The following is a 16911-nucleotide window of genomic DNA, read 5'->3' as shown; positions in this document are numbered from 1 at the left end:
TATGACCACCTCACGCAGTGAGAAAGATTCGATGGGTGCCATCGACGTTCCTGAGGACAAACTCTGGGGCGCACAAACCCAGCGTTCACTGGAACATTTCCGTATCTCCACTGAAAAGATGCCGGTCTCGTTGATCCAGGCCCTGGCGCTGACCAAACGCGCCGCGGCGAAGGTCAACCAGGATTTAGGCCTGCTCTCCGGGGAGAAAGCTAACGCCATTATCGCCGCCGCCGATGAAGTGCTGGCGGGGAAACATCCCGATGAATTCCCGCTCGCCATCTGGCAGACCGGCTCCGGTACCCAGAGCAACATGAACATGAACGAGGTACTGGCGAACCGCGGCAGCGAACTGCTCGGCGGGGTGCGCGGCATGGAGCGTAAGATCCACCCCAACGACGACGTCAACAAAAGCCAGAGCTCCAACGATGTCTTCCCGACGGCGATGCATGTGGCGGCGCTCATCGCCCTGCGCGAACAGCTCATCCCGCAGCTGAACGTGCTGAAGCAGACCCTCAATGACAAAGCCCTGGCCTTTGCCGATATCGTCAAAATTGGTCGTACCCATCTGCAGGACGCCACGCCCCTGACCCTGGGCCAGGAGATCTCCGGCTGGGTGGCGATGCTTGACCACAACCTGCGCCATATCGACCACAGCCTGCCGCACCTGGCGGAGCTGGCGCTGGGTGGCACCGCAGTGGGTACCGGCCTCAATACCCATCCGGAATATGCGGTGCGGGTGGCGGAAGAGCTGGCAAACATCACCGGACAGCCGTTTATCACGGCGCCGAACAAGTTCGAGGCGCTGGCGACCTGTGATGCGCTGGTGCATGCCCACGGGGCGCTGAAAGGGCTGGCGGCCTCGCTGATGAAAATCGCCAACGACGTGCGCTGGCTGGCTTCCGGGCCGCGCTGCGGCATCGGCGAAATCAGCATCCCGGAGAACGAGCCGGGCAGCTCCATCATGCCGGGTAAAGTCAACCCGACCCAGTGCGAAGCCATGACCATGCTCTGCTGTCAGGTGATGGGCAATGACGTGGCGGTGAACATGGGCGGGGCCTCGGGCAACTTTGAGCTGAACGTCTACCGTCCGATGGTGATCCATAACTTCCTCCAGTCGGTGCGTCTGCTGGCGGATGGCATGGAGAGCTTTAACGAGCACTGCGCGGTAGGCATCGAGCCGAATCGCGAGCGCATCAGCCAGCTGCTCAACGAGTCGTTAATGCTGGTGACGGCGCTCAATACCCATATCGGCTATGACAAGGCGGCGGAAATCGCCAAAAAAGCGCACAAGGAGGGGCTGACCCTGAAAGCCTCCGCCCTGGCGCTGGGGTATCTCACCGAGGCCGAGTTCGACAGCTGGGTCCGCCCGGAAGAGATGGTCGGCAGCCTGAAATAGTTACTCCGCCACGTACAGGTGCAGCCGCGGGATAATCAAGCGCAGCGGCTGTGCCTGCGGCTTATAACGGTGCTGAACGTTATCCGCATCGTAATTGAGCAGCTCACCAATATCGGGTATCACCGCCCCCTGATCGGCATCGTAAAGGGCGATCAGCGGCGTCGGGCAGGCGTATTGCACCTGCTTTTGCTGCCCGGCATACCAGACGCGGGCGATTGGCTGCACTTTTACCGGCCGCTTGATCTTCAGCCGCGCCTCTGCAGGCAGAGAGTGAATGGCCGTATATTCTGCCTCCAGCCGCTCCACCCACTGATCCCGTGACCAGGGCGCTACGGCGCGCGGCGACTTGAGGCTTTTCTCCAGCATCGCCAGCACCTCATCGCGGGTGAAATTTTTGATGATGTGCTTATTGGCCCAGCCGAAGCGCAGGGTGGCGGGGTGGTTAATCACCGTTAACGTGCGATAGGCGTTGAGGGTGATCAAACCTGGTAACTGGTGGTGCACCCACTCAAAACGGGCGGCGGGGGCGAGGCCTGACTCCTCGGTGACGATTTTTTCAAATTCCGCCTTTAAGGCATTAATAGTCGCAATGCGGGCGGTGATTTGTTCCCGGTGCGCGGCGTCGCTCTGCAGGCAGATCACCCCCGGCAGGCGCACGGCGGCCTTGCTGCTGCGATTCTCGGATTGCTGCTGGATAAAGAGGTGACGATAGTGTTGCAGCGCCATCGTCAGCGCCTCCTGGCCGAGGTGCTGCTTAACCATAATAGCGTTGAGCGGATCGTGTTCGGCGCCTTTGGCGACGTCCGGCAGGGAGAAGACGCGCCCGGCGAGCAGGCGACAGGCCTGGAGTTCGGGGGGTAACTGCGCCAGCTCGTGCTCCATCTGGCGAAAGGTTGAGTTTAAGCGTTCGATAAGATCGTAAGTTGCCATAGTACACCACATTAGTTACAACATACTTAATTTATAGCACAGCACGCCGGGTCAGGCCAGCGTGCGGTTTAGGTCAGTCAGGGATGGGCAGGGCGATATGATGCCAGACGGGCCAGTTGAAGCAGAAACGGGCGCCGCCGAGGTCGCTGGCTTCGCAGCTGACGTCCCCCCCTAGCGCCTGGGCGATAGAGTGGACGATCGCCAGCCCCAGGCCGCAGCCGCCGGTGGCGCGGTCCCGGCTCGGGTCGAGTCGGACAAAAGGCTCAAATACCCGCTGGCGGGCCTCTGGCGCAATGCCCGGACCATCATCTTCCACCGACAAACTGGCGCGGCTGCCGTTTAGCGTCAATGCGATCCGCAGCTGGTTATCGCTGTAGCGCAGGGCGTTGTTGACCAGGTTATCCAGCACCCGCTCCATCAAACGCATATCCAGCGCGCCGTAATCGCCGTCCACGCTGCTGATCAGCAACGTGCGCTGCGGGTTGACGCTCTGCACATCCTCCACGTAGCTGCGCAGCCATGCAGGCAGATCCGGGGTGGTGAGCTTAAGTTCGTTCTGCGGTCGGTCGAGGCGGGCATAGGTCAGCAGCTCCTCAATCAGCGCCTCGAGCTGGCTGATATCGCGATTCAGCGCCTGCGACTCTGTTTCGGTCAGGTTTTCACTCATCTCCAGCCGGTAGCGCAACCGTACCAGGGGGGTGCGCAGCTCGTGGGCGATACCGTCGATCAGCTGTTTTTTGCTGGCGATGAGGGCGTTGATATTGTCAGCCATCTGGTTAAAGGCCACCCCCAGCCGCTCAAAGCTGGAGCCGCTGTCGAAGTGGATCCGCTCGGTCAGATGCCCGTCGCCGAAACGCTGGGCGGCGGCCTCGAGGCGCAGCATGTCCTGCCAGTGGGGGCGCATCCAGATAAACACCGGGAAGGCGAGCGAAATGGCGATAAAGGCCAGCAGGGCGATATCCAGCAGGCGCATCTGATGCAGGAAGTAGAGATACGGCACCGGGCCGACCGCCAGGACGTAATGGCTGCGCGGAATACGCTGAATAAAGGTGTACTGATCGTCCAGCGCCACGATATCGCCTTCGCGAAGCCGCTGCATGGTCGGGGCATCCAGGGTGTATTTCTTCAGTGGCTCGATGCGCAGTTTGAATGAGAGGTTCAGATCCAGCTCTTTGATGGTGCGCGCCCAGTCGTGAGGGGGGATCTCACGCAGTTCACTGCGCATCAGATAGAGCGAGCTTTTCATCAAATCATCCAGCGACTGTCTGCCTGCCCGCTCGGCGGTGAACTTATAGACCAGCCCAACCAGCATGGTCATCACCAGGAAGCAGACGAACAACAGAAGGTAAAACTGCACAAACAGTTTTTTCATGAAATATCACCCAGCTACAACGCGTTAAAGAGGCTGCCCGAACGTAAGATTGACTCGCTAAGAGCGGGCATCGCCTACTTTACGCAATGGGCTGCCGCATGGCATAGCGAATGTTGAAGGTTTTGCCTTGTTTCATGACGTCCGCTTGCACATGCCAGGCGTCTTCTATCAGAGCAGGGGTCAGCACCGCATCAGGCGGACCGCTGGCTATCACGCTGCCGGATTTCAGCAGTACCAGCCGGTGGCAGTAGTTGGCGGCGAGATTCAAATCGTGAAGGGCCACCACCACCGTAATAGGCAGCTGCGTAATCAGCGTCATCAGCTCCAGCTGATACTCAATATCCAGATGGTTGGTCGGCTCATCGAGGATCAGCAGCCGTGGCTGCTGGGCCAGGGCGCGGGCGATCTGGCAGCGCTGTCTCTCTCCGCCGGAAAGCTGCCGCCACAGCCGGTGACGCAGCCCGGCAAGTTTCATCAGGCGGATAGCGTGCTCAACCGCCTGGTCGTCCTTTTCACTCCAGCCAAAAAGCCCCCTGCGGTGCGGCGTGCGCCCCAGCCGGACAATCTGCTCCACGCAGAGATCGCCATCCACTTCGGCATGCTGGGGAACAAAGGCCAGCTGTTTGGCCCGATCTCTCACGGAGATTTTATTGAGCGGGGTGCCGTTCAACTGAATATGGTGCGCATGACGAGGGAGTAACCCGGCCAGACAGCGCAGCAGCGTCGATTTTCCCGAGCCGTTCGGGCCTAACAGGCCGACAATTTCACCCGCCTCCAGGTGCAGATTGATGTTGTTCAGCACCTGGCGGGACTGGAAGGTGACCTGCAATCCGCTTAATGAAAGGGTCATACGTTTTTCTCCCGGCTGCGATAGAGCAGAACCACAAAGGCAGGCGCGCCGACTAACGCGGTGACCACGCCAATGGGCAGGACCTGATGGGTGATAAGCGTGCGGGAAACCACATCGGCGAGGATCATGAAATGACTCCCGATCAGGAAGGTCAGGGGAATTGAGCGGCGATGCCCGGGGCCGCACAGCATCCGGGTAACGTGCGGGATCACCAGCCCGACAAACCCCACCGCGCCAATGATACTGACCATTACCGCCGTCACCAGCGCGCAGGTGAGCAGCAGGATAATGCGCACCAGGGTGACCGGCACGCCGAGGGTAGTGGAGACTTCATCGCCAAAGGTGAAGGTATCCAGCGCTCGTGAAAAGGCGAAGATCACCATAAATCCGGCCAGCACGACCACCAGAGCCAGGATAGCATCCGGCCAGCGAACCCCGCTCAGGCTGCCCAGCAGCCAGAACATCACGCTGCGCGACTGCTCGGCATTGGCGGAGGTACTGACAATGTAGGCGGTCAGGGCGTTAAAGAGCTGCGTCCCGGCGATGCCCGCCAGCAATATTCGTGGCGGGCTGTCGGTCATGCCGTGGGTGATGAGCATGATAAGCCCGAACGCGCAGCAGGCGCCGATAAAGGCGCCGCCGCTGATGCCCAGCGAGCTGCCGCCAATACCCAGCAACATCACACAGACGGCCCCCAGCGACGCACCGGAGGAGATCCCCAGCAGATAGGGCTCCGCCAGCGGGTTTCGCAGGATGGCCTGCATTACCAGGCCGCAAAGCGCCAGACCCCCTCCGCTGCAGGCGGCCATCAGGGCCCGGCTCATGCGGTACTGCCAGACAATGCCCTCCTCAACCTGGGGCAGCACATAGCTACCCAGACCCAGACCGTTGAGAATGGCTTTACCTGCGTTCGCATACGACACCGGCATATCCCCGACGGTGGCAGCGAAAACCAGCATCAACGGCAGCGTCACTATCCCGACGGCCATCAGGCTATGCTGCCGCCAGCGCGGCAGGCTAAAGGGGGCGCGGAGAATCATGATACTCATTGTTCAGCCTGGAACGTTGCCAGTTTTTCGCCGATCGCCTCAACGGCATCGACATTACGCAGGGAGGGGTTAAGTGACATTGCGGGCACCACCACGATCTGCCCCTTTTTCACGGCGGGGATGTTTCGGGTCACCGGATCGTCGTTTAAAAAGCCCTTTTTAACCGCCACATCATCCGCAGGGTAGAGACGGCGGGACATCTCAGCGATGACGATCACGTCAGGCTGTGCCTGGGCGATATGCTCCCAGGTCACGGCAGGCCATTCGTCATGGGAATCAATGATGTTTTTCAGCCCAAGCGTGTGGCTTATCCACCCCGGCGCGCCGTAATCGCCAGCCACCCAGGGATCGCCTTTCAGACGGCTGCTGGAGAACCAGAACACCACTTTCAGGGGACGAGTCTGTTGCGCGGCAGCACGGGCCTGCGCCTGCTGAATACGCTGTTTCAGCGCCTCGTTAAGCGCTTTACCCTGCGGCTGGACGTCGAAAATGGTCGCCAGTTCATCGATTTCGCGTTCGATTTCGGCGATGGAAAACGGTGTGCTCCGCGCCCCGTCACCGTTCGAGCTGTCGGTGACGCTTTTGCCGATGCAGTCGGCAGGGGAGATCCAGGTCGGGATCCCAAGTGTGGCGAACTGTTCCCGGGTGCCCGTTTCCCCCTGCGGCCCGATATGCCAGTGATACTGGGCCAGCACCAGATCAGGACGCTCCGCGGTGACCGCTTCAAAGGAGGGGGCGTTATCCGCCAGCTTTTTCAGCCCGTTACCCTGTTTTGCCAGCGCATCTGGCAGAGGGCCAAACCAGACCGAGGTCGCGCCGATCTTCTTTTCGAGCCCCAGCGCCAGGAGCAATTCCGTCTCGTGTTGCCCCACCGTCACTACCCGCTGCGGGGCCTGAGTAAAGGTCTCCTTAATGCCGCAGTTCTCTACCGTCAGCGGATAAACCGTCGCGGCGACTACCGGCTGCACGAATAAAGTTAGGACAAAAGCCAGCGCCCTGTTTTGATTAAACACATTCTCACCCTCATAAGTGTTATGTTATAACATAATGCATATTATGCGGGCGGGCGCAAAAGGTTAATCATCAGGGGTAAAAATGGGCGGCTGTCGCCCCTGTTATACGTCCCAGGCGTGGGGCGCGAAAAGGTAGCCTTTGTTACGCACGGTTTTAATGCGGAACGGTTCGGTAGCGTTATCCAGCAGCTTCTTGCGCAGGCGGGAGATGGCCACGTCCACGCTGCGGTCCAGGCCATCGTAGCTGACGCCGCGCAGGTTTTTCAGCAGCGCGTCCCGATCCATAATCTGCCCGGCATGGGTTGCCAGCTCCCACAGCAGGTCGAAATCGGCCGTCGACAGCGCCACCTGCTCGCCGGAAAGCAGCACCTGGCGATTGACCGGATCGATGGAGAGTGTGCCAAAACGCAGCGCCTTGTGCGGGGTGAGCTGCGGGGCCGGGGTGTCGCTGGATGCAGCAACGTGCTGGCGCAGATGCAGGCGCACGCGTGCCAGGAGTACAGCCGGAGGGGTGGTTTTGAGGATATAGTCGTTTGCCCCCATCTCCAGGGACAATATGTGGTTCATGTCGCTGTCGAGGGAAGTAAGCAGCACAATCGGCCCGTTCCAGCGGGCGCGCAGATCCCGGCACAGGGTCATGCCATCTTTACCCGGTAGCATAATATCCAGCAGCACCAGATCGGGTTTTTCCCGCGCCACCACCTCTTCTGCGCGGTCGCCGCGTGGTTCGACGATGACCTCAATATCATGTTTACCCAGATAAGCGGCGATCAACTGACCGACTTCGGGTTCATCCTCAACGTATACGATCTTATTCATAGCAAGGCTGTGTCTGCGGAAAACGCCAACATACACCGCGCAACCTTAACCTTCCATTAATCATTCGCAAAATGTTGCCGTTCCGTTATGCTGCCCGACATTGTTATTGTCTTGTTAAGGGGAGATGGATGGGGCTGGTAATAAAAGCGGCGTTGGGTGCGCTGGTGGTGTTACTGATTGGGGTACTGGCGAAAAGCAAAAATTATTACATTGCCGGGTTGATTCCGCTGTTTCCCACCTTTGCCCTCATTGCCCACTATATCGTCGCCTCGGAGCGCGGGATCGAGGCGCTGCGGGCGACCATCGTGTTTGGCATGTGGTCGATTATTCCCTATTTTCTCTATCTGCTTTCGCTCTGGTACTTCACCGGCATGATGCGTTTGCCCCTGGCGCTGGGCGGGGCGGTACTCTGCTGGAGCCTCAGCGCCTGGGTGTTAATTTTCTGCTGGAGCCGCTTTCACTAACGTAAAGGACGCCCGCCATCCACGCCAAAGGATCGGCCCGTGACGTAGCAGCTGGTCAGAATATAGTCGATTAAATCAATCACCTCTTTTTCTCCCGGGGCGATTTTCATCAGGGACTTATTCAGCGCCTTCTGACGATAGTCGGCATCGTCATGTTCATTAAACATAATCAGCGACGGGGCGATGGCGTTGACTTTCACCTCCGGGGCCAGCTTGCGGGCAAACGAGCGGGTCATGTTATCCAGCGCGGCTTTGCTGGCGGCGTAAGCAATGTGCTTATCGCTGCCGCGCTCAACCACGTAGTCGGTAAAGTGGATGATGTCGCTGGCGGCATGGCCGTGGCCGCGCAACAGCCCTTGTAGAGCGTGGTTGAGCAGGTAAGGGGCATGGACGTGGATCTGCAACATGCAGGAGAGCGTGTCGCTTAGCGAGTGTTCCGGGGATTCCGCCATCCATGCGCTGGCATTATGAATAATGGCGCGTAACCCGGTGGTTTCCGCTTTTACCTGGTCGGCAAAGGCCAGAATGCCCTCGTCAGAGGAAAAATCTGCCTGAATACAGGTTGCACCCGCCTCGCACAGGGTCTCGATCGCCGGGTATTTTGTGCGATAGCTGACAATGACAGGCTGGTGAAGATTCAAGAAATGGTGGGCAAGCGCGAGGCCGATACGACGACCTCCGCCAGTAATCAGGATCGGGAGCGGTTTTGCCTGTCCCATCGTGTTCTCCTTATCCGTTCGACGATGGGACGCGGTTGCTTATCCCATCAACATCCACGTTGCCGGTAATGCGGCAACCAGTAATAAGCCAATCAGCACGATTTCACGGCGCTTCAGCGCGTGCTGTAGCTGGTGCGTGCGACGGGCATAAATAAACACCAGCAGTCCCGGCGCATAGAGCACGACGGAGAGCAGCAGATGCATCGGTCCGGAGGCATACAGCAGCCATAAGCCGTAAATACAGGCGCCCATCCCCACGACGGTATGCATCGGTCGGGTAGCTATTTTTAACAAATATGCGCCCACCAGGAAATAGGGTACCAGAATCATCTCGGAGGCGATGGTTAACAACGTGTTATAGTCTGAACCTGTGAGCCAGATCAGCACCAGACAGATCTGCACGCTGATGTTGGTCAACCATAGCGACGCGGACGGCGCATTGTTTTTGTTCTGCTGTGCAAACAGACGCGGGAAGGCTTTATGGGTTGCGGCCAGGAACGGCACTTCTGCCGCCATAATGGTCCAGCTCAGATAGGCGCCGCATACGGAGACGATCAGACCGGCGGCAATCACTACCTCGCCCCAGGAACCCATCATTTTCACCATCAGGCCCGCCATCGAGGGGTTACGCATCTCCGCCAGCTCCGGACGCGCCACCACGCCCAGCGAGAGCAGGGTGACCAGTAGATAGACCCCTAATGCGGTCAGTACGGCCAGCAGCGTGGCGCGGCCAACATCGTGCTTATTGCGCGCCCTGGCCGAGACAACCACCGCGCCTTCCACCCCGATAAAGACCCACAGGGTGATCAGCATGGTGTTTTTCACCTGCTCCCAGACCGGGACACCCAGCGCCACGCCGGAAAAGTCCATGCTGAAGAGATCGAGACGAAACGCAATAAACGCCAGCACGATAAAGAGCCCCAGCGGCACTAGCTTCGCAAGCGTTGCGACCAGGTTGATACTGGCCGCGGTCTGGACGCCGCGCAGTACCAGGAAATGCACGATCCACAGCAGCACCGAGGAGCCGACAATGGATTGCCAGGTATTGCCATCGCCAAAGAGCCGAAGTTCAGGGGAGTCGGTAAAGAAACTCAGCGCAGAGAAGACGATCACCAGATAAGAGACGTTGGCGATCACCGCGCACAGCCAGTAGCCCCAGGCGGAACAGAAACCCACCAGCTCACCAAAGCCTTCACGGGCGTAGGTAAAAATACCGCCGTCGAGGTCGGGACGAATGCGCGTCAGCAGCAGCATGGCGAAGGCCAGCAGCAGGATCCCGATGCCGGTGATCCCCCAGCCGATAAGCAGCGCAGACGGGCTGGCGACGGCCGCCATATTCTGCGGCAGACTGAATACACCCGCACCGAGCATGGAGCTTAAAACAAGCGCAGTCAAAGCGCTCAGGCCAAGTTTCTTTTCCATTGGCATCCTGTTTAAAAAGGGGTCGGTTCCAGAATAATTATTTCGTCGAAGCGCATAAAAATGGTGAATAACGCTAAGGCGCGGGATTTTACGGAGTGTTACGAACGCATGCAATGAGGAAGGGCCGAATTGTGGCGGTAAAGCGAAAAAAAAGGCGGCATAACGCCGCCTGAGTGAAACAGGTTACTTATTTGTACAGGTCAGCGCTGATGGTCATGTTATTACCGCGCTCCTGCCACTGGCGGGTGATGTGGTAATACTTGGCCCCTTTCTTCGCCGCACGCTTCGCCACCTGGTAAGAAATTTCGGTCATGTTGCCGTAGTTACCGGTGAATTTGATGCTGTCGAACGGAATCATCTGCGCGGCAGTGGCGTTGTTCAGCTCTTCAATTTTGGTGCCGTCGTTGAGAGTAACGCTGTAACGACCGCCTTTGGTGGTTTGGGTTTCAAAGAAACGACCCACACCAGCAACGCTGGCGCCTGGTGCAGCGCTGGTTGCCACGCCCGGGATTTCAACTTTCTTCGCTTCTTCGCCGCCTTTGGCAATGGCTGCGCGACCGGCATCAGAGTCAGCCGGGATAGCATCCGGACTCTGCAGGACACGTTTTTTCGCGTCTTTTTTATAGATGTAAGCAGTGATGCGCTGGTTACCGCCCTGGTTAGCATCGATCTGGCGAACGATGTAGTAGGCGTCAGCCCCTTTCGCTTTAGCGGCTTTGGTGATGGCGTCGTTCACTTCCGGCTGGCTGCGGTAGAAGCCCTGAATGGTGACGGTATCATACGGCTCAAGCAGAACGGCCTGATCTTTAGGCAGTTCCATCACACCGTTAATGACACGGTTTTTCACCTCTTCCGCTTTCGGGGCATCGGCTTTATAGAGCGCAACGGTGACGCGCTGGTTGCCGCTGCTGCCGTATTCGGAGTTATCCACGACGTAGAATGCGGCGGCGCCCTCTTTATCGGCACGTTTGGAGGCGGCATTAACTGCATCGCCAATTGCGTTAAAACGACCTACGATCGTAACGTGATCGTAAGGTTTCGTTGCAGCCGCTTGCTCCGGCGTTAACTCTGTCGCGGCATTGGCAGACAGAGCGGTCGCAGCAAGGAGTGCGGACGCCAGGAGAGTGTTCTTAAGCTTCATAAAAATAATCCTTCGCCTTACGCAAACCAGGTACTGGTGTAGTTGTTAATATGAAAACGTTGACGATTATTGCATTTAACACCCTCTGCTGTCTGCGCCATTTTTTGCGGTACCCGGCAAGGTGACGATCAATTTCCATAACCTTTAGAGATATGTTGAAAAAATACCCGTTTGACCACTAAAACTAATAAAGCATATAACTTTCACAAGTTGATTTAATGTTAATAAGTTGTTTCTGGCTGGCGCTATATCGTGTTTTTACCGCTTCGACTGAGCTAAACATCGGCCCTGACGAAGAAATAAAGGCAGATATGCCTGTCAGAGATGCAGATCACTTATTTTTGACAGTTAAAGACATAAAAAGTGTTTTCTTGCTGTGGATCACAGGCGGTATTTTCAGTAGGTTATAGAAAGTTTGTTACTGTTTTATTTTCTGCGGATATGCGTGAGTAGCAGGTTAACGCCTGTTACCGTCGTTATATATCCGTGATGAATATTCGACAAACCATCATCAAAAACCGATGGAAGGGATTACTATGCGTATTGGGGTACCAAGAGAACGGTTTGCCAATGAAACCCGTGTAGCAGCGACACCAAAAACGGTGGAACAGCTGCTGAAACTGGGTTTTACCGTCGCGGTTGAAAGCGGCGCAGGCAAGCTGGCAAGTTTCGATGACGAGGCGTTTGTTCAGGCGGGCGCAGAGATTGTAGACGGCGCAAACGTCTGGCATTCGGACGTCATTCTGAAGGTCAATGCACCAGAAGAGGATGAAATTGCGCTGCTCAATCCGGGCACCACGCTGGTGAGCTTCGTCTGGCCAGCCCAGAATCCGGAGCTGATGGAGAAGCTGGCGGCGCGCGGCGTCACCGTCATGGCGATGGACTCGGTGCCGCGTATCTCGCGTGCGCAGTCGCTGGATGCCCTGAGCTCAATGGCGAACATCGCCGGCTACCGCGCCATCGTCGAGGCGGCACATGAGTTTGGTCGCTTCTTTACCGGCCAGATCACCGCTGCGGGTAAAGTCCCACCCGCGAAAGTTATGGTGATTGGCGCAGGCGTTGCCGGTCTGGCCGCCATTGGTGCGGCGAACAGCCTCGGCGCAATCGTTCGTGCTTTTGATACCCGTCCGGAAGTAAAAGAACAGGTTCAGAGTATGGGCGCCGAGTTCCTGGAACTGGACTTCAAAGAAGAGGCGGGCAGCGGCGACGGCTACGCCAAAGTGATGTCCGAAGCCTTTATTAAAGCCGAGATGGCGCTGTTCGCTGCCCAGGCGAAAGAGGTGGACATCATTGTCACCACTGCGCTCATTCCGGGCAAACCGGCACCGAAACTGATCACCCGCGAAATGGTCGACTCCATGAAGGCCGGTAGCGTGATCGTCGATCTGGCCGCGCAAAACGGCGGCAACTGCGAATACACCGTTCCGGGTGTGGTCACCACCACCGCTAACGGCGTGAAGGTGATCGGCTATACCGATCTGCCGGGCCGTCTGCCAACCCAGTCCTCCCAGCTCTACGGCACCAACCTGGTGAACCTGCTGAAGCTGCTCTGCAAAGAGAAAGACGGCACGATCACCGTTGATTTCGAGGACGTCGTCGTGCGTGGCGTCACCGTGGTCCGCGAGGGTGAGATCACCTGGCCGGCACCGCCGATTCAGGTTTCCGCGCAGCCGCAGGCCGCCGCCAAGGCTGCTCCAGCCCCGAAAGAGCCTGAAAAACCTGCTTCGCCGTGGCGTAAGTACGCCTTGATGGCGCTGGCCATTATCCTCTTTGGCTGGCTGGCAGACGTTGCGCCGAAAGAGTTCCTCGGCCATTTCACCGTCTTTGCGCTCTCCTGCGTGGTAGGTTACTACGTGGTGTGGAACGTTTCCCATGCGCTGCATACGCCGCTGATGTCGGTTACCAACGCCATCTCCGGGATCATCGTGGTCGGAGCATTATTGCAGATTGGTCACGGCGGCTGGGTCAGTTTCCTGAGCTTTATCGCGGTACTGATCGCCAGTATCAATATTTTCGGTGGTTTCACCGTGACTCAGCGCATGCTGAAAATGTTTCGTAAGGGATAAGGGGTAACCTATGTCTGGAGGATTAGTTACCGCTGCATACATTGTTGCCGCGGTCCTGTTTATTTTCAGCCTCGCGGGGCTTTCAAAACATGAAACGTCGCAGCAGGGCAACAACTTTGGTATCGCCGGGATGGCGATTGCGCTGATTGCCACGATTTTCGGACCGGACACCGGCAACGTCGCGTGGATCCTGGTGGCGATGATCATCGGTGGTGCGATTGGTATTCGTCTTGCCAAACGCGTTGAAATGACCGAGATGCCGGAACTGGTGGCGATCCTGCACAGTTTCGTCGGTCTGGCCGCGGTGCTGGTTGGCTTTAACAGCTACCTCTATCACGAACCGGGGATGGATCCGATTCTGGTTAATATCCACCTGACCGAAGTGTTCCTTGGCATCTTCATCGGGGCGGTGACCTTTACCGGTTCTATCGTGGCGTTCGGTAAGCTGCGCGGCAAGATCTCCTCTAAACCGCTGATGCTGCCAAACCGTCATAAGCTGAACCTCGCCGCGCTGGTGGTGTCGTTTCTGCTGATGGTGGTCTTCGTGCGCACCGACAGCGTGGGCTTGCAGGTGCTGGCGCTGCTGGTGATGACCATCATCGCGCTGGCATTTGGCTGGCACCTGGTCGCCTCTATCGGCGGTGCCGATATGCCGGTGGTGGTTTCCATGCTGAACTCCTACTCCGGTTGGGCGGCGGCGGCAGCGGGCTTTATGCTGAGCAACGACCTGCTGATCGTCACCGGTGCGCTGGTGGGTTCAAGCGGTGCGATCCTCTCCTACATCATGTGTAAGGCGATGAACCGCTCGTTTATCAGCGTGATCGCCGGGGGCTTTGGTACCGACGGACAGACCTCCGGCGGTGACGAAGAGGTGGGTGAGCATCGTGAAATCAGCGCCGAAGAGACTGCCGACATGCTGAAAAACTCGCATACGGTCATCATCACCCCAGGCTACGGCATGGCGGTGGCGCAGGCGCAGTATCCGGTTGCGGAAATCACCGAACGTCTGCGTGCTCGCGGCATTAAGGTGCGCTTCGGTATTCACCCGGTTGCCGGGCGTCTGCCGGGCCACATGAACGTGCTGCTGGCAGAGGCGAAAGTGCCTTACGATATCGTGCTGGAGATGGATGAGATCAACGACGACTTCTCCGACACCGATACCGTGCTGGTCATCGGCGCCAACGATACCGTCAATCCGGCGGCACAGGACGATCCGAAGAGCCCGATCGCCGGTATGCCGGTTCTGGAAGTGTGGAAGGCGCAGAATGTTATCGTCTTCAAGCGCTCCATGAACACCGGTTACGCTGGTGTACAGAACCCGCTGTTCTTTAAAGAGAACACCCACATGCTGTTTGGCGATGCCAAAGCCAGCGTGGATGCGATCTTAAAAGCGCTCTAAGCCTCTCTTATCCACAGTGAATAAACCGCCCAACAGGGCGGTTTTCTTATTTCTGCCGCCAACGTATTCCATCTGTCTATACTTTTAACTTTGTGTAAAGGGAGGAGAGATAATGCGGTTTTTGTCCCACTTCGATTTTCTGGCGCTCATGATGACCCCCACGTTCTGGATTGGCTTCGGTACCGTGGTGGTGGTGACGCTTCTGGTTTACTGGCTGTTAAAGCGCATCATCACCTTTGTACACAAGGGGATCACCAACTGGGGCGATAAACATCCCACCACACGCCGGATGCAGCTGATCCTCACCGAGATGCTGAACAGAACCAGCCGGGTCATGCTCTTTGTGGTCGCTTTTCTTATCAGCCTGCGCTTCGTGGAACTTCCTGACCGCCTCTCCGGCACCCTCAGCCACGCCTGGTTCCTCGTGCTGGCGATTCAGGTGGCGCTGTGGATGGATCAGGGGGTGGTCTCCTGGCTGCGACACGTTATGCTGGCGCCGGGAAACCATAAAAACCCGGTCACTCTGGTGATCACCGGCCTGATCCTGCGGGCGATTGTCTGGTCAGTGATGCTGCTCTCTATTCTTGCCAACGCCGGCGTCAATATCACGGCGCTGGTAGCAAGCCTGGGGGTCGGGGGTATCGCCATTGCCCTGGCGGTGCAAACCATCCTGAGCGACGTCTTCGCTTCGCTCTCAATTGGGTTCGATAAACCCTTCGAAATTGGCGATTTCGTGGTGTTTAACGACGTGGCCGGGACGGTGGAGCATATCGGTCTTAAAACGACGCGTATTCGCAGCCTGAGCGGAGAGCAGATCGTCTGCGGTAATGCGATCCTGCTTCAGCAAACGCTGCACAACTACAAGCGTATGCAGACGCGCCGAATCGTCTTTACCTTCGGCGTCGCCAGTGATACGCCGCCTGAGAAGCTGCGCATCATTGGCGATAACGTGAAAAAAATCATCACCGATATCGGCGAAACGCGTTTCGACCGTGCCCATCTGCTCGGTTTTGACAAAGACCGTCTCACCTTTGAGGTGGTGCATATCGTGAACACCGCGGATTACAACAAATACATGGATATCCAGCAGGAGATCAATATCCGTATCCTGGAGAGCCTGAATGATGAAGGGGTAAAACTGGCCCTGCCAAGCATGGTGCTGCATGCACCGTGGATGAAAGAGGGCGAGAGGGCACAGCCTTCGACACAGCCTGTCACCGAGAGCTAGAAAAAAAGCCCGCCAATTGGCGGGCTTTTTTATGTTTAGTCGTCTTCGTCGTCGTCGAGCTCAACCGGGGTTTGATAATGATCGGGCTTGATGACCAGCAGATCACAGCGCAGATGGTCGATCACCTGTTCGGCGGTGTTGCCGAGGAAGGCGGCTGAAATACCGGTGCGGCCAATAGTGCCTAACACCACGATACCGGCCTGCAGATGCTCGGACAGATCGGGGATCACCTCTTCTGGCAGCCCTTTTTCAACATGGGTCAGTTTTTCATCGATACCAAATTTTTGCCGCAGGGATTTCATCGCCAGCAGATGCTGGCCGCGGATGGCGTCGTTATAAACGGTCGGGTCAAATTCCGGGAGTTCAATGGCTATGTTGATGGGCGTAACCGGATAGGCACCCACAAGGTGGACTTCGGTATGGTTGACCTTCTCGGCGAGATAGAGCGTCTCTTTGATCAGCTTCTCGTTGAGGGCGTTGTGGTAGTTCTCTTCGCTGGCGAGATTGACCGCCACCACCGCTTTACCGCCTTCCGGCCACGGCTGGTCTTTAACCATCCACACCGGGCATGGGCATTTGCGCAGCAGGTGCCAGTCGGTCGGAGTGAAAATCACCGCCTCGAGCTTGTCGTGCTGATGGGCCATTTTCAGGAGCAGATCGTGTTCGCCGCTCACCACTTCCTGGATGATGGCTTCAAACGGACGGTTATGCCACACCACCTTAATCTCAATGGGGACACCGGCATCAAGATAGAATTTTGCCTGTTCGCGGATCCAGGCCGTACGCTGGCTGATCACGCCCTGACGCATGGCGGTGCGTTCGTCAGGCGACAGAAGGGTGGTCATTTCGTAAGAAAAGTCATATATCGGCAGAAACGCTTTGATTCTGCCACCAATCCGTTGATGTAAATAGACAGCTCGTCGTAACGCCGGTTGATCGTCCTGATTAGGATCGATGGCCACCAGCATGTTTTGATACTTTGCCATACAGGTCTCCTTACTACTGTCACCACAGTCTGTAAGTAAAAGAGTAACCTATATATC

Annotated in this window: 15 protein-coding genes; 5 read left to right on the top strand and 10 right to left on the bottom strand. The window is 57.3% G+C overall.

Features of this window, described 5'->3' with window-relative positions; all coding sequences use genetic code 11:
- Position 1 precedes the first annotated feature (1 nt).
- Positions 2–1396: a class II fumarate hydratase gene (gene fumC, locus ACT3IC_RS21725; protein ID WP_473479331.1), complete on the top strand. Its 1395-nt coding sequence runs from the start codon at positions 2–4 to the stop codon at positions 1394–1396.
- Here the strand turns inward: fumC and tus are convergent, their stop codons facing one another.
- The 6 genes from tus to rstA form a co-directional block, all read right to left on the bottom strand.
- Positions 1397–2326, bottom strand: a complete 930-nt coding sequence (gene tus, locus ACT3IC_RS21720) for a DNA replication terminus site-binding protein (RefSeq protein ID WP_420193488.1) — start codon at positions 2324–2326, stop codon at positions 1397–1399.
- A 73-nt stretch (positions 2327–2399) separates the two neighbouring features.
- Positions 2400–3698: a two-component system sensor histidine kinase RstB gene (gene rstB / locus ACT3IC_RS21715; protein ID WP_103179404.1), complete on the bottom strand. Its 1299-nt coding sequence runs from the start codon at positions 3696–3698 to the stop codon at positions 2400–2402.
- Positions 3699–3777: 79 nt separating this feature from the next.
- The gene (locus ACT3IC_RS21710; protein ID WP_473479327.1) at positions 3778–4548 is read right to left on the bottom strand and encodes an ABC transporter ATP-binding protein; all 771 of its coding nucleotides are present in this window, start codon (positions 4546–4548) and stop codon (positions 3778–3780) included.
- Positions 4545–5588, bottom strand: a complete 1044-nt coding sequence (locus ACT3IC_RS21705; protein ID WP_473479513.1) for a FecCD family ABC transporter permease — start codon at positions 5586–5588, stop codon at positions 4545–4547. The genes ACT3IC_RS21710 and ACT3IC_RS21705 overlap by 4 nt, the downstream gene beginning before the upstream one ends.
- A 5-nt stretch (positions 5589–5593) precedes the next feature.
- A complete protein-coding gene (locus ACT3IC_RS21700) occupies positions 5594–6610 on the bottom strand; it encodes an ABC transporter substrate-binding protein (protein ID WP_420193487.1) in 1017 nt (338 codons plus the stop codon).
- A gap of 102 nt (positions 6611–6712) precedes the next feature.
- Positions 6713–7429 carry a two-component system response regulator RstA gene (gene rstA / locus ACT3IC_RS21695; RefSeq protein ID WP_103179407.1) on the bottom strand — a complete coding sequence of 239 codons (717 nt, stop codon included), beginning with the start codon at positions 7427–7429 and terminating at the stop codon, positions 6713–6715.
- Between the two features lie 128 nt (positions 7430–7557).
- On the opposite strand from rstA, the gene ACT3IC_RS21690 reads away from it, so the two are divergent.
- Complete coding sequence (locus ACT3IC_RS21690) at positions 7558–7893, top strand: GlpM family protein (protein WP_103179408.1); 336 nt, start codon at positions 7558–7560, stop codon at positions 7891–7893.
- Here the strand turns inward: ACT3IC_RS21690 and folM are convergent.
- The 3 genes from folM to ydgH form a co-directional block, all read right to left on the bottom strand.
- Positions 7890–8612, bottom strand: coding sequence for a dihydromonapterin reductase (gene folM / locus ACT3IC_RS21685; protein ID WP_103179409.1), 723 nt, complete (start codon positions 8610–8612; stop codon positions 7890–7892). The genes ACT3IC_RS21690 and folM overlap by 4 nt on opposite strands.
- A 39-nt stretch (positions 8613–8651) precedes the next feature.
- Positions 8652–10034 (bottom strand): amino acid permease, encoded by a 1383-nt coding sequence (locus ACT3IC_RS21680; RefSeq protein ID WP_473479322.1) that lies wholly within the window; start codon positions 10032–10034, stop codon positions 8652–8654.
- Between the two features lie 187 nt (positions 10035–10221).
- Entirely contained in the window at positions 10222–11175 is a 954-nt protein-coding gene (ydgH, locus tag ACT3IC_RS21675) for a DUF1471 family protein YdgH (protein ID WP_103179411.1), read from the bottom strand.
- 536 nt (positions 11176–11711) lie between these two features.
- Here ydgH and pntA point away from each other — a divergent pair.
- The 3 genes from pntA to ACT3IC_RS21660 all read left to right on the top strand — a co-directional run bounded on the left by pntA (position 11712) and on the right by ACT3IC_RS21660 (position 15868).
- Positions 11712–13241 carry a Re/Si-specific NAD(P)(+) transhydrogenase subunit alpha gene (pntA, locus tag ACT3IC_RS21670; protein WP_103179413.1) on the top strand — a complete coding sequence of 510 codons (1530 nt, stop codon included), beginning with the start codon at positions 11712–11714 and terminating at the stop codon, positions 13239–13241.
- A 10-nt stretch (positions 13242–13251) separates the two neighbouring features.
- The gene (gene pntB, locus ACT3IC_RS21665; protein ID WP_114315149.1) at positions 13252–14640 is read left to right on the top strand and encodes a Re/Si-specific NAD(P)(+) transhydrogenase subunit beta; all 1389 of its coding nucleotides are present in this window, start codon (positions 13252–13254) and stop codon (positions 14638–14640) included.
- A gap of 112 nt (positions 14641–14752) precedes the next feature.
- A complete protein-coding gene (locus tag ACT3IC_RS21660; RefSeq protein WP_103179415.1) occupies positions 14753–15868 on the top strand; it encodes a mechanosensitive ion channel family protein in 1116 nt (371 codons plus the stop codon).
- A gap of 35 nt (positions 15869–15903) precedes the next feature.
- Here the strand turns inward: ACT3IC_RS21660 and uspE are convergent, their stop codons facing one another.
- A complete protein-coding gene (gene uspE / locus ACT3IC_RS21655) occupies positions 15904–16854 on the bottom strand; it encodes a universal stress protein UspE (protein ID WP_473479317.1) in 951 nt (316 codons plus the stop codon).
- Positions 16855–16911 lie beyond the last annotated feature (57 nt).

Source organism: Leclercia sp. GHBNCSD (genome assembly GCF_055805075.1).
This window is presented reverse-complemented; position numbering and strand designations above follow the sequence as displayed.